The following is a 20,637-nucleotide window of genomic DNA, read 5'->3' on the forward strand; positions in this document are numbered from 1 at the left end:
GAACTTGATGAGGAGATAAGCCATTATGGCAGTCATGAAATTTTTGTGTGACACCAAACGCTGCATCGAGTGTAACGGTTGTGTCACAGCATGTAAGAACGAGAACGATGCCGCACTTGAGTGGGGTATTCAACGTCGCCGTGTTGTAACGATTAACGATGGTGAGCCAGGTGAGGCGTCAATTTCAGTGGCATGTATGCACTGTACCGATGCACCTTGTCAGGCTGTTTGTCCAGCAGATTGCTTCTATCGTACAGAAGACGGCATTGTCCTGCATAACAAGGATACCTGTATTGGTTGTGGTTACTGCTTCTACGCTTGCCCATTTGGCGCGCCGCAGTTCCCTAAGAAAACCGCTTTTGGTAGCCGTGGCAAAATGGATAAGTGTACTTTCTGTGCCGGTGGCCCAGAAGAGAACTTCTCTGATGCTGAGCGTCAAAAGTACGGTGCAAACCGTATTGCTGAAGGTAAGTTACCTATGTGTGCAGAGCTATGTGCAACTAAAGCACTGCTAGCGGGTGATGCCGATATCGTATCGACCATCTATCGTGAGCGTATTGCTGCACGCGGTAACCCAGGCGCAATCTGGGGTTACACCCCACAAACTGGCGCGTAATAAGAGCTGGCGGTGGCATGCCACCGCCAAGTGCTTATCCGATAAGGGAGTGACTATGTTATTGAAATCACTGCGCGGCCTGTTTGCTTTACTGGTATTGCCCGTTGTCTTAACTTTAGGGTTAGGTATGGCGACCACGGTTGCTGCTGCTGATGACCAAACTAGCCAACAGATGGCCAACTCGACTAAGAGCGATGCCGATCTTTGGCGTGCGGTTAAAAGCGGTGAAAAAGGTTACAGCACTGATAAGGGCGTTGATGCCAACGTACTAATCAATGTTGCAGGTAACCAAGGTAAAGATGTACGTAATAAATACCTGACTCCAGTGATGGGGCTAGCTGTACTAGGGGTATTTGGTGCATTTTTAGTGTTTTATTTTGTCAATGGGCCTTCAAAGTTAAGTAAAGGCTTTTCTGGCAAGATGGTGTTGCGCTGGACAAAAGCGGATATTTGGTTGCACTGGGTGATGGCGATTTCCTGTATGGGTTTGATCTTCACCGGTTTGAATATCATGCTAGGTAAGCATGTATTACAGCCTTATGTTAGCGAAGGTATATGGGCGGCACTCATTTACGGTAGTAAAGTGGTGCATGATTGGGTTGGTCCAATCTTCATTGTTTCTTGGGCTTTGTGTGTGGTTAAGTGGATGCCACTGCAGACGTTCAAGATGTATGATCTTAAATGGTTCTTAGTTGTTGGTGGTTATGTCAACTTTGGTCCATTTAAAGGTAAGCACCCTGATAGTGGTTTTGCCAATGCTGGTGAGAAGATGTGGTTCTGGACATTAACTCTGTTCGGATTATTCATCAGTGTTTCAGGCATTATGTTGGTATTACCAGGTTTAGACTTGCCTCGCGAAGCTTCGATGGCTGCACTATTAATACATGGTATTAGTGCCATCATCTTGATTGCATTTACCATCGTTCATATTTGGATGGCGACGGTATTAAGTGAAGGCGGTTTGGAGTCTATGGTATCCGGTTATTGTGATGAAAACTGGGCTGTTCAACACCACAATCTTTGGTTCGATGAGATCAAAGAAAATGGCACGTTACAGTATCGAGATTAATTAATCATACCGCGCTACGCTGGATTGATAAAACACCCCGATGGTTTCACCTCGGGGTGTTTTTTTATCCGCAGAGTTATACCAGTCGGCATAAGAAAGTGATCTACTCAAAGCTATTTTTGGCAAACTAGTTCGAGACGAATAACTTAAGTAATAGTGGTTCTATTGGGAAGTTATTCAACGAAGAAGTAGGCAGCCCAAAAAGCGCCCAAAGGGCGAGTTTTAGCGCTTCTGAGACTGTGTAAACAAACTTGAACCTAGAGTAACTACGCCCTTCATTCGTTGCCTTGTCTCAAAAGCGCTAAACTCTCGCTGAGCGATCACATCTTTATGTTGATTGGTATTAGACTAGGATCGCAGCATTTTTATACCGAAGCCTTAATGAGAAGTATTGTTATTTTACTCGTTGGTTAACTAGGGTTGTGGCTTGCGGTTTTATCTTGCTAGAAGGTGATGGTTATGTCGTGATTTACTGGCTTGTATACGTCGCCATTTGGCGCAGATTGTTTAAGGCTAAAATGGCCAGCCCTGCTAGGTTTGATGATTTGTCCATGACAATTTATGTCGGCATGATTGATTTAAGACTGAGTGGCCATTTTGGCAGGTGAAACCAATTAAATCGGCCTTAAATGACGTTCACATAACTGCAGCAATAGTTACCATAAGTTAACAAAAAACAGGGCGTTTTAAGCTTCGATTAATGTTGTGTAAGTTGTTGACTTAAAGTGTTTTTAATCTAAATTTAAGCCTGTTTTAAGCTTGGTTTTTTTGTATGATCTAGCTAACAAAATCAGTTTATTTTAGCCAGAATCCGACTCGGAAATTAGCTTAGATCAATATTTCGAATCATCTCCCTCCTTATATTGACTGCGACATTTTAGGAAGCGGTTAATACAAAACGTAGATCAACGTTTTTTATACATTTGCTTAACGATTGGGCGATAGCTTTTTTCTCCTCATTCAGGGCAACAAACCGCCTCCTCCAATAGCCCTAGATTAGGGTAATTTTCTTATTAGGAGTAAGAATGAAAAAGCAACAGCCCGATCTAAATCGTAGATCACTGCTGAAAGCGCTAACCATAGGTGGCTCAGCTACCGCTGCATTAGCAGTGACAGGTGTTAGTGCTGCTCAAGTTACTGCACCAACATCAAGCAAGAAAGACACTAATGGCTACCGTGAAACTGCGCATATTCGTAGTTTTTATGACAGCTTGCGTAGCTAACCTAGGAGAACAACTGCGATGCAATTAACGCGCAAATCAAACGAGGCTGTAAAAGCGGAAAAGAAAACGCTTGGTATTAGCCGCCGTCAATTTATGAAGCACGCTGGTATCACTTCAGGTGGTATTGCCGCTGTCTCTATGCTAGGCACTGGCATGATGCGTAAAGCGGAAGCAAAAGATGTTGCTTATGACGCTCCAACGGAAGTAAAACGCACAATCTGTTCACACTGTGCGGTAGGTTGTGGTGTGTATGCTGAAGTACAAAATGGTGTGTGGACTGGCCAAGAGCCAGCATTTGACCACCCATTTAACCAAGGCGGTCACTGTGCCAAGGGCGCGAGCTTACGTTATCACACTCACTCTAATAAGCGTGTGAAATACCCAATGAAGCTGGAAGGCGGCAAGTGGAAGAAGCTGTCTTGGGAACAAGCGGTTAGCGAAATTGGCGATAAGATGCTTGAGATCAACAAGACATCCGGTCCAGATTCAGTTTACTTCATGGGTAGTGCTAAGTTTTCTAACGAAGGCGCTTACATGTACCGTAAACTTGCGGCGATGTGGGGAACAAACAACGTTGACCACTCTGCACGTATTTGTCACTCAACCACAGTCGCGGGTGTAGCAAACACTTGGGGTTATGGTGCACAAACGAACTCGTTTAACGATATTCGTAACGCGAAAAATATCTTCCTGATTGGGGCTAACCCAGCAGAGGCGCATCCTGTTGCGATGCAGCATATTTTAATTGCGAAAGAGCGCGGGGCTAAAATTACGGTTGCTGACCCACGTTATTCTCGCACGATGGCCCATGCGGATATTCATCTCCCACTTCGTCCAGGTACAGATATCCCGCTAGTGTATGGCCTGCTATGGCACATTTTTGAAAACGGTTGGGAAGATAAAGACTTTATCAGAGCACGCGCTTTCGGTATGGACAAGATCCGTGAAGAAACCAAGCGTTGGACACCTGAAGAAGTTGAAAATGTTACTGGTGTTAAACGTGAAGATGTTTACGCTGCGGCTAAGAATATGGCAGAGCACCGTCCAGGTACGATTATCTGGTGTATGGGTGGTACTCAGCATACTGTGGGTAACGGTAATACTCGTATTTACTCAATTCTCCAGTTAGTCCTGGGTAACATGGGTATCCAAGGTGGTGGTACCAACATTTTCCGTGGCCACGATAACGTGCAAGGCGCGACCGATATGGGTCTGCTGTTCGATAACCTTCCTGGTTACTACGGCCTTGCAACAGGCGCATGGCAGCACTGGTCTCGTGTTTGGGAACTGCCATATGACGACGTTAAAGCACGTTTTGACCAAGCGCCATACTTAGGTCGCGACCCAATGACCACACCAGGTATGCCATGTTCACGTTGGCAAGATGGTGTGCTAGAAGCGAAAGATAAGCTAGCGCAAAAAGACAACCTACGTTTAGCCTTCTTCTGGGGTCAGTCAATCAATACTGAAACCCGTCAGATGGAAGTGCGTGATGCATTAGATAAGCTAGAGACTGTGGTTGTGGTTGACCCTTACCCAACCATGGCGGGTGTGATGCATCGTCGTAAGGATGGTGTATACATCCTACCTGCAGCAACACAGTTTGAGTGTGAAGGTTCGGTGAACAACTCTGGCCGTAGTGCGCAGTGGCGTCAACAAGTTGTTGAGCCAATGTTTGAGTCTAAGAATGACTTAGAAATCATGTATCGCCTTGCTAAACATGTTGGTATTGCTGACACTTGGACTAAAAACATCGCCGTTGATGGCAACATGCCAAACCCTGATGACATCATGCGTGAGTACGCTCGCGGTATGCGCAGTGTCGGTTACACCGGTTGGAGTCCAGAGCGTATCCGTAATCACACCATGAACTGGGGTGACTTCTCTGCAGAAACTTTGGAAGCGCCAGGCGGTATCAACAAGGGCGAGACCTACGGTCTACCTTGGCCTTGCTGGGGCACGCCAGAGCAGAAGCATCCAGGTACACAAATTCTTTATCGTACCGGTAAGAATGTGAACCAAGGTGGTGGTAACTTCCGTGCCCGCTTTGGTGTTGAGTATGAAGGTCAAAGCATTCTTGCTGATAGCTCAGCATCTGTTGACGCTGAAATTCAAGATGGTTACCCACAATTTGATGACAAGATGCTGAAGCAACTTGGCTGGTGGGATGAGCTAACGGACGAAGAAAAAGCCTTAGCAGAAAATCGCACTTGGGCAACGGATTTAGGTGGCGGTATTGTTCGTGTTGCACTCGCACACAACATGGTGCCTTACGGTAACGCGAAAGCACGCTGTCGTGTTTGGACTTTCCCTGATGAAATCCCAACACACCGTGAGCCGCTGTATACCCCACGTCGTGACTTAATTGCTAAGTACCCGACCCATGAAGATATGCAAGTACATCGTCTACCGACCTTGTTCAAGACGATCCAAGACAAAGTGATCAGCGATAACTTAGATAAGAAATACCCACTTATTGCATCTTCTGGTCGTCTGGTTGAGTACGAAGGTGGTGGTGAAGAGTCTCGTTCTAATCCTTGGCTTGCTGAGCTTCAACAAGAGATGTTCATCGAGATGCACCCAGCTGATGCAACCGACCGCGGTATTCGCAATGGCGATGATGTTTGGGTTGAAGGTGCAGAAGGCGGTCGCATTCTGATTAAAGCTATGGTGACTGAGCGGGTACTTCCTGGTCAAACTTGGATGCCATACCACTTTGCGGGTGTGATGCACGGTGAAGCGCTGCAGTACCCTGAGTCTGGCGGATACAGCACTAAGCCATACGTGGTAGGCGAGTCGGCTAACACGGTAATGACTTACGGTTATGACCCAGTAACACAGATGCAGGAAACGAAAGTGACTCTGTGTCAGGTTGAGAAAGCCTAAACACAGTTTAGCGAGGAGATAAGCCACTATGGCTACAATGAAATTTTTATGTGATACCAAGCGCTGCATCGAATGTAATGGTTGTGTCACAGCATGTAAGAACGAAAATGATTCAGCTCTAGAGTGGGGCATTCAACGTCGTCGCGTTGTGACTATCAATGATGGTGTTAAAGGCGAAGCATCTATTTCAGTGGCATGTATGCACTGTACTGATGCACCGTGTGAAGCGGTTTGCCCAGCAAACTGTTTCTATAAGACTGAAGATGGTTTAACGCTGCACAACAAAGATACCTGTATCGGCTGTGGTTACTGCCTCTATGCTTGCCCATTTGGTGCGCCTCAGTTCCCGAAACAGGGGGCGTTTGGTAGCCGTGGCAAGATGGACAAGTGTACCTTCTGTGCGGGTGGTCCTGAAGAGGATCATTCAGATGCGGAGCGTCGTAAGTACGGTGCTAACCGTTTAGCTGAAGGCAAGCTACCTATGTGTGCCGAGCTATGTGCAACTAAGTCACTACTTGCTGGTGATGCAGAGATTGTTTCTTCAATCTTCCGTGAGCGTGTTGCATACCGTGGTTCTAACAGTGCTATTTGGGGTTAATCAATAGGGTTAACTGCCAATAGGCATTGTCAAACTGTTCACAGCATGCCTGGCATGCTGTGACTATTGAGGATGTAACATGAACAGATGGTTTAAACAGTTAGGTTTGGTTTTAGTGGTGGCATTAACCACAGCTTTCAGTGCTGTGAGTTTTGCCCAGTCTACACCTGCTGCTGAAACTGAAGGTCAGATCTGGTCGCAACTGAAAGCTGGCGCGACTGGGGAAACCACATCTCAAGGTCAATTCCATAACCAACCTATTAATACCTACGACTTGCGTTTGCTCGATGTTCGTAGTGATTGGTTAGCGCCGGGATTGATGTTGGCGTTGTTTGGTATGATCATCATCTTTGTCATATTTATTAAGATTAATGGTATCTCAAAGCTGCATGGCGGTTTTTCCGGCAAGTTAGTTTACCGTTGGTCTAAATTTGATGTATCTATTCACTGGTTAGGTGCTATTCCGTGCCTATTGCTAATCTTGACTGGCTTAGTGTTACTATCTGGACGCTATTTCTTCCAGCCATACATAGGTGAAGGCATGTGGGCCTCATTGGTCTATGGGGCTAAGCAAGTACACGATATCATGGCCATTCCATTCATGATTGGTTGGGCATTAATGACGGTACTTTGGGCCAAGAACCAAATGCCAAAGATGTACGACCTTAAATGGATGATGGTGGTGGGTGGCTACATTAACTTTGGTCCATTCAAAGGTAAGCACCCTGATGCAGGTTTCGCCAATGCCGGTGAGAAGATGTGGTTTTGGGCATTTGCGGTATTCGGTTTGATTATTTCAGCATCAGGTATGCTGTTATTGTTCCCGAACCTATTTGAGCCAAGTCGTGAGCTAAGCTTAATCGCGCTTATTTTACACTCAATCAGTGCCATCATTATTTGTGCCTTCTCTATCGTCCATATCTTTATGGCGACAGTGATGTCTGAAGGTGGTATGGAATGTATGGTTTCAGGTTATTGTGATGAAACTTGGGCTAGCCAGCATCACAATCTTTGGTTTGATGAAATCAAGGCAAATGGTACGTTGAAGTACAAAGACCAAGCTTAATCTAAATATTGGTTATAAATTAAAACCCCCTCTGGCACACAGTGTCAGAGGGGGTTTTTGTATCTGTTTTGGCTGTAAACTAGTCACTTTTTGCATTAGTTGATAATAGTTATCAACATCATTTACCTACATGAATCAACGTCTTAGTTGACACAAAGCTGTTACAAATCTTCTCTGAATTCAAAATTAATCCAAGGTGAAATTTTAGTCATTGGCGTTAAGAAATATGACTTGGTTAACAATTTCATGAACCATCGCACGCTAGCGCCGACCTAAATGGATTTAGATCAACTTTTGCTCGACTAAATTTCTCTATATTGCAACGGCATTTTTTTGGATGTTTTTAATAAATAAACAAAATTCACCAAAAGCACACCAAGTTCAAACAAATTTGCAACATGTGTGTCGGCGGTAAATTCAAGTTCCGACAAATAGAGTTTTACCACTCGTCAGGAGTAATGATGAAGAAGCAACAGCCCGATCTCAACCGTAGATCACTGCTGAAAGCGCTAACCATAGGTGGCTCAGCTACCGCTGCATTGGCAGTTTCAGGTATTAGCACTGCCCAAGCAACAGAAAAAACTGCAGCATCTAAGCATGCTGATGGCTACCACGAAACTGCACATATCCGCAGTTATTACAACAGCTTGCGTAGCTAGTTTAGGAGAATTTGAGCGATGCAATTAACTCGCAAATCTAATCAGGCACCTAAGGCAGAAAAAAAATCTTTAGGCATTAGCCGTCGTCAATTTATGAAGCATGCTGGTATCACTTCAGGTGGTATTGCTGCTGCATCTCTTCTTGGTACTGGCATGATGCGTCGTGCTGAAGCCAAAGACATTCCACATGACGCGCCGATTGAAATCAAACGTACTGTATGTAGTGCGTGTGCGGTAGGTTGTGGTTTATACGCTGAAGTACAAAATGGTGTGTGGACAGGTCAAGAGCCTGCGTTTGATCACCCATTCAATGCCGGTGGTCACTGTGCTAAAGGTGCTGCACTTCGTGAACACGGTCACGGTGAGAAGCGTCTAAAATACCCAATGAAGCTTGTTGATGGCAAGTGGAAGAAATTATCTTGGGAACAAGCCATTAATGAAGTTGGCGACAAGATGCTGGATATCCGCAAAGAGTCTGGTCCAGATTCACTTTACTTTATGGGTAGTGCTAAGTTCTCAAATGAAGGCTGCTACATGTACCGTAAATTTGCGGCAATGTGGGGAACCAACAACGTCGACCACTCTGCACGTATTTGTCACTCTACCACGGTAGCCGGTGTTGCTAACACTTGGGGCTATGGTGCGCAAACTAACTCTTTCAACGATATCCAGAACGCCAATGCCATCTTCTTCATCGGGTCAAACCCAGCTGAAGCGCATCCTGTGGCTATGCAGCACATCTTGATTGCGAAAGAGAAGAACAACGCTAAAGTTATTGTTGTTGATCCACGTTTCTCTCGTACTGCCGCTCACGCAGATCTTCATTGCGGCCTGCGTCCAGGTACTGATATTCCATTTATCTACGGTATGCTTTGGCATATCTTTGAAAATGGTTGGGAAGATAAGACCTTTATCGAGCAGCGCGTATTCGCAATGGATGAGATCCGCAAAGAAGCTAAGAAGTTCCCACCAAAAGAAGTGGCTGACATCACAGGCTGTAGCGAAGAGGAAGTTTACCAAGCGGCTAAGCTAATGGCGGACAACCGTCCTGGTACTGTTGTTTGGTGTATGGGTGGTACTCAGCACCACGTTGGTAATGCCAACACACGTGCATACTGCTTGCTGCAACTTGCCCTAGGTAACATGGGTAAGCAAGGTGGTGGTACTAACATCTTCCGTGGTCACGATAACGTACAGGGTGCAACTGACTTAGGTCTATTGTTCGATACGCTACCTGGTTACTACGGTCTAAAAACCGGTTCTTGGAAGCACTGGTCTCACGTTTGGGATCTAGACTTTGACTGGGTTAAAGGTCGCTTCGATAACAATGAATACCTTGGCCGCATTCCAATGAATACCCCTGGTATTCCATGTTCACGCTGGCACGATGGTGTGCTTGAAACCCCTGAAAAACTTGCACAAAAAGACCGTGTTCGCATGGGCTTCTTCTGGGGACAGTCAGTTAACACTGAATCACGTCAAAATGATGTGCGCGAAGCACTAGATAAGATGGACACTGTGGTTGTTGTGGATCCATTCCCAACCATGGCTGGTGTAATGCATCGTCGTCAAAATGGTGTTTACTTGCTACCTGCTTGTACTCAGTTTGAAACTGAAGGTTCAGTATCTAACTCTGGTCGTAGCCAGCAATGGCGTGAAAAAGTGGTTGAGCCACTATTTGAATCTAAGACTGACTTAGAGATCATGTACCGCCTATCGCAAAAGCTAGGCTTCGACAAAGAGTACACTAAGCGTATTGCTAAAGACGCTAAAGACCTATTAGTGATTGAAGACATTACTCGCGAAATCAACCGCGGTATGTGGACTATCGGTATGTCAGGTCAAAGCCCTGAGCGTTTGAAACTGCACACCCAAAACTGGGGTACATTCAGCAACAAGACGCTTGAAGCTGCAGGTGGCCCAGCGAAAGGTGAGACCTATGGTCTACCTTGGCCATGTTGGGGTACACCAGAGCAGAAGCACCCTGGTACCCAAATTCTGTATAACACACACAAGCACGTGCTAGAAGGCGGCGGTAACTTCCGTGCCCGTTATGGTGTTGAGTACAACGGTAAGAACCTACTTGCTGAAGGCAGCTTCTCTAAAGGTAGTGAGATTCAAGACGGTTACCCAGAGTTCTCTGACAAGTTACTTAAGCAACTTGGCTGGTGGGATGACTTGACTGCTGAAGAGAAAGCAGAAGCGGAAGGCAAAAACTGGAAGACCGACCTTTCTGGTGGTATCCAGCGTGTTGCGATGAAGCATGGCTGTATTCCTTTCGGTAACGCTAAAGCACGTTGTATCGTTTGGACATTTCCAGACCAAGTACCTGTTCACCGCGAGCCGCTATATACACCTCGTCGTGATCTGGTATCTAAGTACCCAACTTATGACGATATGCAAGTACACCGTCTACCAACGCTGTACAAGTCTATCCAGCAAAATGACAACACAGATAAGTACCCACTAGGTCTAACTTCTGGTCGTTTGGTTGAGTACGAAGGTGGTGGTGAGGAATCACGTTCTAACCCATGGCTAGCTGAGCTTCAACAAGAGATGTTTGTTGAAATCAACCCAGCTGACGCAGCAGACCGTAACATTCGCAATGGCGACACGGTATGGCTAGAGGGTGCAGAAGGTGGACGTATTAAGATTAAGGCAATGGTTACCCCACGCGTTAAGCCAGGTGTAACTTGGATGCCTTACCACTTCGCGGGTGAAATGTCAGGTGAGAGTTTAGCGCCTAACTACCCAGAAGGTACGGTTCCATACGTTATCGGTGAATCAGCTAACACTGCACTGACTTACGGTTATGACCCTGTGACACAGATGCAAGAAACTAAAGCATCGCTATGTCAGATCACTAAAGCGTAAGCGCAGAATTAGCTAGGAGAATTGCCATTATGGCTACAATGAAATTTTTATGTGATACCAAGCGCTGCATCGAATGTAATGGTTGTGTCACTGCGTGTAAAAACGAAAACGACTCTGCGCTAGAGTGGGGTATTCAACGTCGCCGCGTTGTGACGATTAACGACGGTCAACCAGGTGAAGCGTCAATCTCAGTGGCATGTATGCACTGTACTGATGCGCCATGTGAAGCGGTATGTCCTGCAAACTGTTTCTACAAAACAGAAGACGGCCTAACGCTACACAACAAAGATACCTGTATTGGTTGTGGTTACTGCCTATATGCTTGCCCATTTGGTGCGCCTCAGTTCCCTAAACAGGGTGCATTTGGCAGCCGCGGTAAGATGGATAAATGTACATTCTGTGCCGGTGGCCCAGAAGAGAACCACTCTGATGCAGAGCGTCAGAAGTACGGTTCAAACCGTCTTGCTGAAGGTAAGCTACCAATGTGTGCTGAGTTGTGTGCGACTAAGTCGCTGCTAGCGGGTGATGCTGAAGTGATTTCTTCAATCTTCCGTGAGCGTGTTGCATACCGTGGTTCAAAAAATGCTATCTGGGGTTAACCCCAAACTAGCATGACACCAAAGCCACAACATGCCGAGGTATGTTGTGGCCTAAGAGGATGTTACATGAACAATTTGTTCAAACGTTTTAGTGTGATTTTAGCGTTAGTTGTTGCAACGGTATTTGCTCCCGTTTCGATGGCACATGACGATGCGACGGACCACACTCATGCAGCAACTGAAGGCCAAATTTGGGCACAGTTAAAAGCGGGTGCGACTGGAGAAACAACCTCTCACGGTCAGTTCCACAATCAGCCTATCAATACTTATGATTTGCGCGTACTTGAATTACGTAGCGACCTTTTAGCTCCAGCCTTAATGGCGGCGCTTTTTGGCATGATCATCATCTTTGTACTGTTTATTAAAGTGAATGGTATCTCGAAGCTGCATGGCGGTTTCTCTGGCAAGATGGTGTATCGTTGGTCTAAGTTTGACGTATCAATTCACTGGTTAGGTGCGATACCGTGTCTACTATTGATTTTGACCGGATTAACTTTGCTTGCAGGTCGTTTCTTCTTCCAACCTTACCTAGGTGAAGGGTTCTGGGCTGGTTTGGTTTACGGCGCAAAACAAGTGCATGACATCATGGCGATTCCGTTCATGATCGGTTGGGCATTGATGAGCGTGCTTTGGGCCAAAAACCAGTTACCTAAAATGTACGATCTTAAATGGATGATGGTCGTTGGTGGTTACATCAACTTTGGTCCATTTAAAGGTAAGCACCCAGACGCTGGCTTCGCCAACGCTGGTGAGAAGATGTGGTTCTGGGCATTTGCTCTGTTTGGTCTAGTGATTTCAGCATCAGGTATGTTGCTGTTATTCCCTAACCTATTTGAACCAAGCCGTACATTGAGCTTAATTGCGTTGGTGCTTCACTCTGTGAGTGCAATCATCATTACTGCATTCTCAATCGTACATATCTTCATGGCAACAGTGATGTCTGAAGGTGGTATGGAATGTATGGTTTCAGGCTACTGTGATGAGAACTGGGCGACCCAACATCACAACCTTTGGTTTGACGAAATCAAAGAAAACGGTACCTTGAAATACAAAGACTAAACTCGACTTTAATTGAGTTTTAGCACAATACCCTGTTAGTTTACTGACAGGGTATTTTTTTGTGTGTAATCGTTAACGTTGGCGTTTAGCATTGAGGTGACAATGATATTTTCTGTTAGCTATGAGACCCGCGATGGTGTAAAGCGCAAAAAATACAAAACTGAACAAGGTGCGTTACGGGCGATCTATAAATGGTTTCAAAACATACAGTCAGACCAAAGTGCCTCGGCGGTGCTCATAGGCCCTGGTCACGATCCGAGTACGTTCGAATCCATTGAACAGGTACCTTTTACGCCAGCTAAAACGAGTCATTTCTATCAGAGTCAAAAATGGCTGACTTTGCGACATCAAGCGTTTAAACGCTATGGAAATAGATGTCAGTGTTGCGCTGCCACGGCGAATGATGGTGTGCGCCTGGAAGTGGATCATATTAAACCACGCTCAAAGTATCCTGAGCTCGCATTAGATATCGATAATTTGCAAATCCTATGTAGCGATTGCAATAAAGGTAAGCTGCATCACAGCGAAACGGACTGGCGCGACTAACAGCTAAATGCGTGCGTTAATATTAATCAAATTGTCATATTAATGTGCTATCACTTGTCCTCACCATTTCTGTGGTCTATATTTGCCTGCTTTTTAGGCGCAAAATAATTTCACGATAGGACGATTGATGAATTATACGCAATGGTTAGTAAATCGCTTTCCACAGCTGAATAAAGTCAGCAGTGCCAAGACGTTTGCGGTGATCACTCAAGCGCGTAAACAGACTAAAACCTTGCGTATATTGATTAGTATGCTGAGTTACCTTGTCGGTGGCTTACTTATTGTGATGGGCTTCCCGACTATTGAACAGCAAGGGCATTTATTGGCGTACCTTGCTGCGATTATTGGAGTTGTAGTGCTGTTTATCGTGTTATCTAAAACAGAGCAACGATTAACCGAAATGGTAATGAAACAAGCGCTACTTAAACGGATGGCTGCAAGCGATCTGGTTAGTTAACACCGCGTAATTTAACCGCGTGGCTGGCTCAAATAACGCTGCCAACTGTCGTTAAGTAAGTGATAGTTATCCACGCAGAACTCTTGTCTATCTTGGCGGTATGTCGTTTCAATTTCCTTTAACAGCCGTTGATGTGTTTGCGGCTGACTGCCATAAGTGAGACACAAAATCGAAAAGTAGCGCTGTAAGTCAAAGCTATGTTCATTCATACCAATCGGCATAAAGATGTGATCGCTCAGCGAGAGTTTAGCGCTTGTGAGACAAGGCAACGAATGAAGGGCATAGTTACTCTACGTTCAAGTTCGTTTACACAGTATCAGAAGTGCTAAAACTCGCCCTTTGGGAGCTTTTTGGGCTGCCTATTTCTTCGTTGAATAACTTCCCAATAGAACCACTATTACTTAAGTTATTCGTCTCGAACTAGTTTGCCCAAAATAGCTCTGAGTAGATCACTTTCTTATGACGATTGGTATCATATATTCACCAAAGTCATAAAATTGTGGTTTTTGTTCAGACTCTAATGCGAATAAATTGCCGGCGTTGAGCAGGGCGATATCGCCTTGCGGTAGATAATTTAGCATTATAATGGCAGCAAAATGGTCTGCTGCATCTTCTTCTTTACCAAGAATGGCAATATCTTGGTCGACAATAAAAGCATGTCCGGCTTCGTGAAGCAGTGTGTGCAATAAGCTATCAACGGCAGCTTGTTGACTGTCAAAATCTGCGCCGTCATCGAGTTGTGAAAGCGCCGAGCGGGTATGGCTAATAAATTCATAGGGAATCTGAATCTGATGATGTTCTGGGTCATATAACGGTCCATCATCACTGCCATATTGCAGGGTTACAGCCTGACTGAAACGAAAGTGATCATCACTCAGGGATGTAAATAATGCATTGATGGGCTGCTGCGTTAACCATTGATGCTCAATTTGTTGGGTGGGTGAGGGCGGCAGATATTCTATTTTTACCGCGGCAAGTGTTGGGCTGGCGATGAAAAGAGTCCCGCTTAGAAAGAGTATGGTGAATATCAAGTACATGGGGAAAACTCCAAAGCAATCATGCCAGTAAGGTGTGCTCACCAGTTTAGCACAGTGAGCTATGAGTAAAATTTTTGTAGGGTTTCAATCATGAAGTCAGAAATGTACAGCAAACATGCGGCGCAATATGATGTCGCTGTTCAGGATAACATTTACAATGCGCACCTAGAACGTCCCTCGCTACAGGCGATGCTGACTGGGGTTAGCCAGGCTAAGGTGCTTGATTTAGGTTGCGGTTCGGGAATTTATGCGCAATACCTGTTGGCCCAAGGTGCAAGTCAGGTAACCTGTGTGGATGCATCGCCCGAAATGATTGAGTTAGTTAAGCAAAAACTTGGCAATCAAGTGCAGGCCTATGTACAAGATCTCAATCAGGGTTTACCTCAAGAGGCGGATGGTCAATATGAGGTAATTCTTTGCCCTTTGCTGATCCACTATATCGAGAACCTGAATCTATTTTTTGCTGAGGTGAGTCGGGTACTAAAGTCTGGTGGGTATGTGGTGTTTTCGACCCATCATCCGATGCTGGATTTCGAATGTACTGTGTCAGGAAACTACTTTCAACAAGAGTATGTTGAGGAAGTGTGGCACACGATAGGTGAGCCAGTAGCAGTGGCGTTTTATCGGCGCTCGTTAACTGATATTGTTTCGGCAGTGACTGCTAATGGCTTGCTGGTTTCGCAACTTTCAGAGGGCAAGGTGGATCCTAAGGTGGCGCGCATTAGTCCAGAGCATTATCAAAAGTTGTCTACTCAGCCTAATTTTCTGTTTATGCGCTGCCATAAGCTAACCATAGATAGTTAAGTTTTAATGCATTGGGTGAGCGCAATATAAGGCGGCATATTGTTGTGTGGTACGCTTTCCCCTGTGGGCTCGGTACGACGAGCTTTATTTTTACGCATGCCTACATCATCACCTTCACCGGTGGAAAATTCAGGTTCGTTACCCATATCAAGAAAATACCAGTCGTAATACACATGGGTATGGCGTGGCATTTCTGACTTGGTTAATTTGTGTTTTTCTGTGCCACCGGTTTTGCCCAAGCTGTGGGCGAGTAATTCATTGTTGCCATCGTTGGTTGCAATGGTAAAACGCCCATATCCTGAAGTGAAAGGCTGCCAACCTTGTGGACATTTATCGAGATCAAAGTAGGCCACTAAATTGCGAGGTACGATGGTCGCTGAGTTGTTGATATCGGCAATGAGTGAATCGAGACGCTGATTGATCATGCTGTCTTGTGATTGTAGTGCTTGCCATTGCGTATAGCCCCAGCCAGCAATGGCAGCATTAGTGGCGATGAGTAGTGCTAATATCCATTTAATCATGAGAAAATTCCTAATAACATCCTGTTTGACAGCAAAGGTTAAGCTACGTGAGTTTATTATTTAACTCAATGAAAAAACAAGATATTGCAATTAAGTGCTAGCTTAATTGGTATATTCAATCAACTTTTGCTAAAACATGAACTGCTTAACAAAAATTGATATCAATAGCTGTTAGGTGCTGTAACTTATAACCAGTTCACGTTTTGTCTATAACTTAAGTGATACTTTTGTGCTCCGCATATAGGATGTGTCCCTCACAATAGTGTCGTTTCGTCACGGAAAGTTGTTTTAGTCAGGAATTTATATGTCAACCATTATTCAATCAACTAGTACAGAGATCGTTAAGCCATATCAGGCTGATATCACTGTGCCTAACTGGATGCTTAGCTCAATGGAACGAGTAATGCAGTTTTATGTTGATAGAAACTTAAGACTCGATACTCAATCTGCATCTATGATGCCTGCGCCAGTTGAGGGCAAAAAGTACATGCTGTATGCCCATGTGCCTTTCTGTCATACATTGTGCTCTTTCTGTACTTTCCATCGTTTTCTATTTAAAGAAGAAAAAGCACGGGCGTATTTTATCTCTCTTCGTAAAGAGATGGATATGGTCAAAGCGCTAGGCTATGACTTTGAATCTATGTATATCGGCGGTGGTACCACTACCGTGCTTGAAGATGAGCTAGCGCGTACCATTGAGCATGCAAAAACGCTTTTCCCAAGCATTAAAGAAGTTTCTTGTGAATCTGACCCACAGCATTTAGATAGCCCAGGCTTTAAGCAGTTAGAGGGGCTAGTTGATCGTATGTCGATCGGTGTGCAGAGCTTCAATGACGACATTCTTACGATGACAGATCGAATTGAAAAATTTGGCTCTGGACAAGAAACGTTTGACAAGATCATGGCCGCCAAAGAATTGTTCCCTATCATCAATGTTGATTTGATTTTTGGTTTCCGTGGCCAAACAGATGAAGTGATTCAACATGATTTAGATATGGCATCTAAGCTCGATCCTCGTCAGATCACCACTTACCCATTGATGATTACTCATCAAACCCGTAAGAGTGTAAAAGGTAAGTTGGCGGCTCCCCATGGTGATATGGCACGTCAATATCGTCAGATTTTAAACAGCTTAAATGGCCAATATAATCAGCTATCTGCCTGGGCATTTGGTAAAGCAAATAACGAAGGCTTCGATGAGTATGTTATCGATTACGATGAGTACTTAGGCGTTGGCTCTGGTTCGTTCAGTTTTCTCGATGACACCTTGTATGTGAATAACTTCTCGCTACGTAAGTATCAAGAGAACATCGCAGCAGGGCGTATGGGTGTTGAGCAGCAAAAACAATATAGTAAGAAGGATGTAATGCAATATCGTTTCTTACTAGGAATGTTCTCTGGTCGCCTGTCGCGAAAGTATTTCCGTGAAACCTTTGGGGTAAACCTTGATTGGGCATTATTTAAAGAAATGACCTCTATGAAGGCAATTGGCGCCATTAAAAATGACCCTAAGGATCCAGACAATTTGATTGTTACCGATAATGGTAAAATGATGGGATTGTTAATGATGAAAGAGTTTTACTCTGGAATGGATAATGTGCGGGCGCAATTGCGTAAACCGCTAAAAGAAGCTGACATGTAATGATTTGCTATTAGAAAGGCTGCCAATAGGCAGCCTTTTTTTTTGATAGAGATACCCTAACTCATTAATTGTGAGGTCCCATATCTGCAACGAGTTGTTGTAATTGTTTGATCTCTTTTCTAATTTGTTTGACGTAATTATCTTCGTGATTGAGTCGTTCAAACTCTTGTAAGCAGGCCTGGTAACGAGCAAGTCGTTGTCGTGGGCCATCAGCGTCATCGAAAAAACCATCCATGTTAATCATAAAGTCCATTTAGATTATCCAGTACTTCCTTGGTAAACGACATTGTAATTAGGCTAAGGTGTGCCTGGCGTAGTCCTAAAGTATTAAGCTCAATAGTAAATATCGGCTATCTGAATTTTTGTGTAACTATTTCATTGATTTATGAAGGAAGCTGTTGAGGTTAATCGAGCAGAGTTGCTATCGCTTACAGGGCTGTGCGACATGGCTTACAACACAATTGGAAAACTAGTCACAGTTGGGTGTAATCTGCTGGTAGTGACTAATAACATGGAGTTAGGTATATGATTGTACGAGTCGGACATTTTCAAGCAGCGCTAGGGAAGTCAGATGAGCTGTATGATTTTTTGCAATCCTTGGCGGAGCATATTTGCCAGTCGGAAGGCAACTTAGGTTATCAAGTGCTCAGAGATGAAGCCGTTGCAGACAAGTTTATGGTGATTGAGCATTGGCAGTCAAAACAGGCCCATCAGGACTCGCTAGCGGCTTATCCGAAGGAGCAAATGGCAGCGGTTATGCCGTTGTTTGCGGGGGCACCAAGTGGCCAATATTACTTATGTGAGTCTTAATCACTATGGCAGTTTTATTTCGTTGTCCACGAGTATCTGTGCGGCAATTTCAAGCGAGTGATGTAGAACCTTTTGTGCATTATCGTCAATGTGCTGAGGTAGCTCGTTATCAAAGTTGGCATGATTACACGCTAGCCGAAGGGCAAGCACTGTTTGCGCAAATGCAGCAGCTAACGTTTGCTCAGGTGGGGCACTGGTATCAAGTCGCTATCGTGGCCAATGACACACAGCAATTAATCGGTGATATCGCTTTGCATTTTGTGGATGAGCAGCAAATGGAGATTGGTTTTACTCTAGCGCCGGAGTTTCAAAAGCAAGGCTTGGCTAAAGAGGCGTTAGCAGGTTGCCTTTCTTGGCTATTTAACAGATTGAATAAACACAGAGTAATCGCCATTACTGATTGTGAAAATACCGCTTGTTGGCATCTTTTAGAGGCGTTAGGGTTCAGGCGTGAAGCCCATTGGCGTGAAAATATTTTCTTTAAGGGTCAATGGGGCAGTGAATATGGTTATGCCATGTTAGCGCGGGAATGGCAGCAGAAATTGGAGACATAATGCAGTATAAGGTTGTGGAGCAGGTGGTTGGTGTTGAAGATTTTCTGCGGTTGCGATTGATTACCGGTTTGACCCCAAGACCCAGAGCGGCGGCAGAAAAAGGCTTACCCCGCAGTTTGTTTGGTGTGCATGTTGTGGTTGAGCAACAGGTCATTGCCATGGGGCGAGTGGTAGGTGATGGCGCACTTAACTTTGAGGTGGTGGATATTGCCGTTGATCCGCAGTTTCAAGGTAAGGGCTTTGGCCGGATAGTGATGCAGTCAATTATGGGGTATTTAGATACACAAGCCCCAACGGGAGCTTATATTACCTTAATGGCAGATGTGCCTGCTTTATATCTTAAATTTGGTTTTCAATATAGCCGCCCTGCCAGCGAAGGTATGTATATCGTTAAAGCATAATGGTTGTGGTGTCGGTAGTGAGTTGGTATAACAGCAATAATCGTTATTAACATCCATGCCCTTGGGCCAGTGCTTGCTGTTACCTTTTGGAGTCTTCATGGCCAACATAATCTTAGTCGCCAATCTCAATTGTGACCGCATTTTAATGCTCAATAAACCGCTGCAAACAGGCGGGCGATTCCATTATCAAGATGGTGGGCAGCGTCTCGGTGGCGGTGGTGCCAATACCGGACTGGGACTCGCGTGGGCAGGTCATCGTGTTGCTTTAGTGAGCGAGGTTGGCCGCGATAAAGTGGGTGACTGGTTGCTTGCCGAAGCGAGTACACAGGGCATAGATTGTCATTTAATCCAACGTCATCAAGGCAATACTAATGAAATGTTGTTGGTGATGACGCCGGATGGTGAACGGACCATTATCCGCCCAGAAAGGCCGATTTTTGAGCTTGCTGCGCCGCCTTCTTGGCAGTATTGGGATGCGTTATATATCAACTCTTCGGCTGCGGGTGCCGTAAGCTGGGCTAAAACAGCATTAAAACACGCGCTTGTAATGGCACAGCTTGCTAAAGATGAACGGCCTCGCCCGTGTCATATCTTAATTGCTTCTAAAACCGATATGCAGGGGCGTACTGAGTTAGCACCTTGGGAGTATGGCTTATCGATAGCGGGCGATAGTCTGCAATATTTTATCGTCACCGATGGTGAACAAGGCGCAATGGTCTATGAGGCTGAACAAACTCGCCATGTTGATGCGATTCCGGCCGAAGTGGTGGATACGACTGGTGCAGGTGATGCCTACGCTGCAGGGTTACTACATGGCCAGGTACAAGGCTGGGATATTGTGAAGTCGATGCAGGAGGGCGCACGTTGGTCAGCATTTGCGGTGGCCACTCAGAGTTCTATTCCCGGTCAAGCCCTCAAACACTACCTGACAGAATCTGAGTAACGTTTTTTAATATTGTCATTAAGCTGTCATTAAATGCCGCTAAATTTGCCCACCAGTACTCCCGTGCTTGTTGATTTAGTTGTGCTGATTAATAGCGTCTTCTTGCCCTGAACCCCATCAGGGCTTTTTTTTATCTTAACTATCAACATCACTTTCTTATGCCGATTGGTATTACATGAAGGCAGAGAATAGAATCTAATGTGTTCTTGTTTAAATTAGGTTACATTTAGGTTAAATAACAGGTTTTGTAAGCGGATAGATGTTGGGGTGGCT

22 protein-coding genes are annotated in these 20,637 nt (G+C 45.0%); 18 read left to right on the forward strand and 4 right to left on the reverse strand.

What is annotated here, in order from left to right; translation table 11 throughout:
- The first annotated feature begins 25 nt into the window (after nucleotides 1-25).
- The 12 genes from fdh3B (ACHUFW_RS15500) (at nucleotide 26) to ACHUFW_RS15555 (ending at nucleotide 13,652) form a co-directional block, all read left to right on the forward strand.
- A complete protein-coding gene (fdh3B, locus tag ACHUFW_RS15500; RefSeq protein WP_394204250.1) occupies nucleotides 26-616 on the forward strand; it encodes a formate dehydrogenase FDH3 subunit beta in 591 nt (196 codons plus the stop codon).
- Nucleotides 617-671: 55 nt separating this feature from the next.
- Nucleotides 672-1,685, forward strand: a complete 1,014-nt coding sequence (locus tag ACHUFW_RS15505) for a formate dehydrogenase subunit gamma (RefSeq protein WP_394204251.1) — start codon at nucleotides 672-674, stop codon at nucleotides 1,683-1,685.
- A gap of 1,025 nt (nucleotides 1,686-2,710) precedes the next feature.
- Nucleotides 2,711-2,908, forward strand: coding sequence for a formate dehydrogenase (locus ACHUFW_RS15510; protein ID WP_394204252.1), 198 nt, complete (start codon nucleotides 2,711-2,713; stop codon nucleotides 2,906-2,908).
- An 18-nt stretch (nucleotides 2,909-2,926) separates the two neighbouring features.
- Nucleotides 2,927-5,794, forward strand: coding sequence for a formate dehydrogenase subunit alpha (locus ACHUFW_RS15515; RefSeq protein ID WP_394204253.1), 2,868 nt, complete (start codon nucleotides 2,927-2,929; stop codon nucleotides 5,792-5,794).
- Nucleotides 5,795-5,822: 28 nt separating this feature from the next.
- Nucleotides 5,823-6,392, forward strand: coding sequence for a formate dehydrogenase FDH3 subunit beta (gene fdh3B / locus ACHUFW_RS15520; RefSeq protein ID WP_394204254.1), 570 nt, complete (start codon nucleotides 5,823-5,825; stop codon nucleotides 6,390-6,392).
- Between the two features lie 79 nt (nucleotides 6,393-6,471).
- On the forward strand, nucleotides 6,472-7,458 hold the full coding sequence (locus ACHUFW_RS15525; protein WP_394204255.1) for a formate dehydrogenase subunit gamma: 987 nt from the start codon (nucleotides 6,472-6,474) through the stop codon (nucleotides 7,456-7,458).
- A 461-nt stretch (nucleotides 7,459-7,919) separates the two neighbouring features.
- Nucleotides 7,920-8,117, forward strand: coding sequence for a twin-arginine translocation signal domain-containing protein (locus ACHUFW_RS15530; RefSeq protein ID WP_394204256.1), 198 nt, complete (start codon nucleotides 7,920-7,922; stop codon nucleotides 8,115-8,117).
- An 18-nt stretch (nucleotides 8,118-8,135) separates the two neighbouring features.
- Nucleotides 8,136-10,991 (forward strand): molybdopterin-dependent oxidoreductase, encoded by a 2,856-nt coding sequence (locus ACHUFW_RS15535; RefSeq protein WP_394204257.1) that lies wholly within the window; start codon nucleotides 8,136-8,138, stop codon nucleotides 10,989-10,991.
- 29 nt (nucleotides 10,992-11,020) lie between these two features.
- The gene (gene fdh3B, locus ACHUFW_RS15540; RefSeq protein ID WP_394204258.1) at nucleotides 11,021-11,590 is read left to right on the forward strand and encodes a formate dehydrogenase FDH3 subunit beta; all 570 of its coding nucleotides are present in this window, start codon (nucleotides 11,021-11,023) and stop codon (nucleotides 11,588-11,590) included.
- A 66-nt stretch (nucleotides 11,591-11,656) separates the two neighbouring features.
- On the forward strand, nucleotides 11,657-12,649 hold the full coding sequence (locus ACHUFW_RS15545; RefSeq protein ID WP_394204259.1) for a formate dehydrogenase subunit gamma: 993 nt from the start codon (nucleotides 11,657-11,659) through the stop codon (nucleotides 12,647-12,649).
- A gap of 102 nt (nucleotides 12,650-12,751) precedes the next feature.
- Nucleotides 12,752-13,195: an HNH endonuclease gene (locus ACHUFW_RS15550; protein WP_394204260.1), complete on the forward strand. Its 444-nt coding sequence runs from the start codon at nucleotides 12,752-12,754 to the stop codon at nucleotides 13,193-13,195.
- 127 nt (nucleotides 13,196-13,322) lie between these two features.
- The gene (locus ACHUFW_RS15555; RefSeq protein ID WP_394204261.1) at nucleotides 13,323-13,652 is read left to right on the forward strand and encodes a hypothetical protein; all 330 of its coding nucleotides are present in this window, start codon (nucleotides 13,323-13,325) and stop codon (nucleotides 13,650-13,652) included.
- An 11-nt stretch (nucleotides 13,653-13,663) separates the two neighbouring features.
- Here the strand turns inward: ACHUFW_RS15555 and ACHUFW_RS15560 are convergent, their stop codons facing one another.
- Both ACHUFW_RS15560 and ACHUFW_RS15565 read right to left on the reverse strand, forming a co-directional pair.
- Complete coding sequence (locus tag ACHUFW_RS15560) at nucleotides 13,664-13,861, reverse strand: DUF4344 domain-containing metallopeptidase (protein ID WP_394204262.1); 198 nt, start codon at nucleotides 13,859-13,861, stop codon at nucleotides 13,664-13,666.
- 240 nt (nucleotides 13,862-14,101) lie between these two features.
- Nucleotides 14,102-14,689: a DUF4344 domain-containing metallopeptidase gene (locus ACHUFW_RS15565; RefSeq protein ID WP_394204263.1), complete on the reverse strand. Its 588-nt coding sequence runs from the start codon at nucleotides 14,687-14,689 to the stop codon at nucleotides 14,102-14,104.
- Between the two features lie 90 nt (nucleotides 14,690-14,779).
- Here ACHUFW_RS15565 and ACHUFW_RS15570 point away from each other — a divergent pair, with 90 nt between their 5' ends.
- Nucleotides 14,780-15,493, forward strand: a complete 714-nt coding sequence (locus tag ACHUFW_RS15570; protein ID WP_394204264.1) for a class I SAM-dependent DNA methyltransferase — start codon at nucleotides 14,780-14,782, stop codon at nucleotides 15,491-15,493.
- Here ACHUFW_RS15570 and ACHUFW_RS15575 read toward each other — a convergent pair.
- Nucleotides 15,490-16,014, reverse strand: coding sequence for a hypothetical protein (locus tag ACHUFW_RS15575; RefSeq protein WP_394204265.1), 525 nt, complete (start codon nucleotides 16,012-16,014; stop codon nucleotides 15,490-15,492). The genes ACHUFW_RS15570 and ACHUFW_RS15575 overlap by 4 nt on opposite strands.
- 304 nt (nucleotides 16,015-16,318) lie before the next feature.
- Between ACHUFW_RS15575 and ACHUFW_RS15580 the strand changes: the two genes are divergently transcribed.
- Nucleotides 16,319-17,656 carry a coproporphyrinogen III oxidase family protein gene (locus ACHUFW_RS15580; protein WP_394204266.1) on the forward strand — a complete coding sequence of 446 codons (1,338 nt, stop codon included), beginning with the start codon at nucleotides 16,319-16,321 and terminating at the stop codon, nucleotides 17,654-17,656.
- Between the two features lie 64 nt (nucleotides 17,657-17,720).
- Here ACHUFW_RS15580 and ACHUFW_RS15585 read toward each other — a convergent pair whose 3' ends face one another.
- On the reverse strand, nucleotides 17,721-17,909 hold the full coding sequence (locus tag ACHUFW_RS15585; protein WP_394204267.1) for a hypothetical protein: 189 nt from the start codon (nucleotides 17,907-17,909) through the stop codon (nucleotides 17,721-17,723).
- A gap of 272 nt (nucleotides 17,910-18,181) precedes the next feature.
- On the opposite strand from ACHUFW_RS15585, the gene ACHUFW_RS15590 reads away from it, so the two are divergent.
- From ACHUFW_RS15590 to ACHUFW_RS15605, 4 genes are all read left to right on the forward strand, one after another.
- Nucleotides 18,182-18,466 carry a putative quinol monooxygenase gene (locus ACHUFW_RS15590; RefSeq protein ID WP_394204268.1) on the forward strand — a complete coding sequence of 95 codons (285 nt, stop codon included), beginning with the start codon at nucleotides 18,182-18,184 and terminating at the stop codon, nucleotides 18,464-18,466.
- Nucleotides 18,467-18,471: 5 nt separating this feature from the next.
- Nucleotides 18,472-19,020 (forward strand): GNAT family N-acetyltransferase, encoded by a 549-nt coding sequence (locus ACHUFW_RS15595; RefSeq protein WP_394204269.1) that lies wholly within the window; start codon nucleotides 18,472-18,474, stop codon nucleotides 19,018-19,020.
- A complete protein-coding gene (locus tag ACHUFW_RS15600; protein WP_394204270.1) occupies nucleotides 19,020-19,421 on the forward strand; it encodes a GNAT family N-acetyltransferase in 402 nt (133 codons plus the stop codon). The genes ACHUFW_RS15595 and ACHUFW_RS15600 overlap by 1 nt, the downstream gene beginning before the upstream one ends.
- A gap of 97 nt (nucleotides 19,422-19,518) precedes the next feature.
- The gene (locus ACHUFW_RS15605; protein WP_394204271.1) at nucleotides 19,519-20,364 is read left to right on the forward strand and encodes a PfkB family carbohydrate kinase; all 846 of its coding nucleotides are present in this window, start codon (nucleotides 19,519-19,521) and stop codon (nucleotides 20,362-20,364) included.
- Nucleotides 20,365-20,637 lie beyond the last annotated feature (273 nt).

It is taken from the genome of Shewanella waksmanii (assembly GCF_043643685.1).
Taxonomy (GTDB): Bacteria; Pseudomonadota; Gammaproteobacteria; order Enterobacterales; family Shewanellaceae; genus Shewanella; species Shewanella waksmanii_A.

Bases quoted from the DNA above. Each gene is read 5' to 3' on its own strand.
- ACHUFW_RS15565 (WP_394204263.1), bottom strand. From the start codon at position 14,689: ATGTACTTGATATTCACCATACTCTTTCTAAGCGGGACTCTTTTCATC.
- ACHUFW_RS15535 (WP_394204257.1), top strand. From the start codon at position 8,136: ATGCAATTAACTCGCAAATCTAATCAGGCACCTAAGGCAGAAAAAAAA.
- ACHUFW_RS15525 (WP_394204255.1), top strand. From the start codon at position 6,472: ATGAACAGATGGTTTAAACAGTTAGGTTTGGTTTTAGTGGTGGCATTA.
- ACHUFW_RS15595 (WP_394204269.1), top strand. From the start codon at position 18,472: ATGGCAGTTTTATTTCGTTGTCCACGAGTATCTGTGCGGCAATTTCAA.
- ACHUFW_RS15600 (WP_394204270.1), top strand. From the start codon at position 19,020: ATGCAGTATAAGGTTGTGGAGCAGGTGGTTGGTGTTGAAGATTTTCTG.
- ACHUFW_RS15585 (WP_394204267.1), bottom strand. From the start codon at position 17,909: ATGGACTTTATGATTAACATGGATGGTTTTTTCGATGACGCTGATGGC.
- ACHUFW_RS15605 (WP_394204271.1), top strand. From the start codon at position 19,519: ATGGCCAACATAATCTTAGTCGCCAATCTCAATTGTGACCGCATTTTA.
- ACHUFW_RS15510 (WP_394204252.1), top strand. From the start codon at position 2,711: ATGAAAAAGCAACAGCCCGATCTAAATCGTAGATCACTGCTGAAAGCG.
- ACHUFW_RS15590 (WP_394204268.1), top strand. From the start codon at position 18,182: ATGATTGTACGAGTCGGACATTTTCAAGCAGCGCTAGGGAAGTCAGAT.
- ACHUFW_RS15570 (WP_394204264.1), top strand. From the start codon at position 14,780: ATGAAGTCAGAAATGTACAGCAAACATGCGGCGCAATATGATGTCGCT.
- ACHUFW_RS15515 (WP_394204253.1), top strand. From the start codon at position 2,927: ATGCAATTAACGCGCAAATCAAACGAGGCTGTAAAAGCGGAAAAGAAA.
- fdh3B (WP_394204254.1), top strand. From the start codon at position 5,823: ATGGCTACAATGAAATTTTTATGTGATACCAAGCGCTGCATCGAATGT.
- ACHUFW_RS15505 (WP_394204251.1), top strand. From the start codon at position 672: ATGTTATTGAAATCACTGCGCGGCCTGTTTGCTTTACTGGTATTGCCC.
- ACHUFW_RS15560 (WP_394204262.1), bottom strand. From the start codon at position 13,861: ATGAATGAACATAGCTTTGACTTACAGCGCTACTTTTCGATTTTGTGT.
- ACHUFW_RS15575 (WP_394204265.1), bottom strand. From the start codon at position 16,014: ATGATTAAATGGATATTAGCACTACTCATCGCCACTAATGCTGCCATT.
- fdh3B (WP_394204250.1), top strand. From the start codon at position 26: ATGGCAGTCATGAAATTTTTGTGTGACACCAAACGCTGCATCGAGTGT.
- ACHUFW_RS15580 (WP_394204266.1), top strand. From the start codon at position 16,319: ATGTCAACCATTATTCAATCAACTAGTACAGAGATCGTTAAGCCATAT.
- ACHUFW_RS15550 (WP_394204260.1), top strand. From the start codon at position 12,752: ATGATATTTTCTGTTAGCTATGAGACCCGCGATGGTGTAAAGCGCAAA.
- ACHUFW_RS15545 (WP_394204259.1), top strand. From the start codon at position 11,657: ATGAACAATTTGTTCAAACGTTTTAGTGTGATTTTAGCGTTAGTTGTT.
- ACHUFW_RS15530 (WP_394204256.1), top strand. From the start codon at position 7,920: ATGAAGAAGCAACAGCCCGATCTCAACCGTAGATCACTGCTGAAAGCG.
- fdh3B (WP_394204258.1), top strand. From the start codon at position 11,021: ATGGCTACAATGAAATTTTTATGTGATACCAAGCGCTGCATCGAATGT.
- ACHUFW_RS15555 (WP_394204261.1), top strand. From the start codon at position 13,323: ATGAATTATACGCAATGGTTAGTAAATCGCTTTCCACAGCTGAATAAA.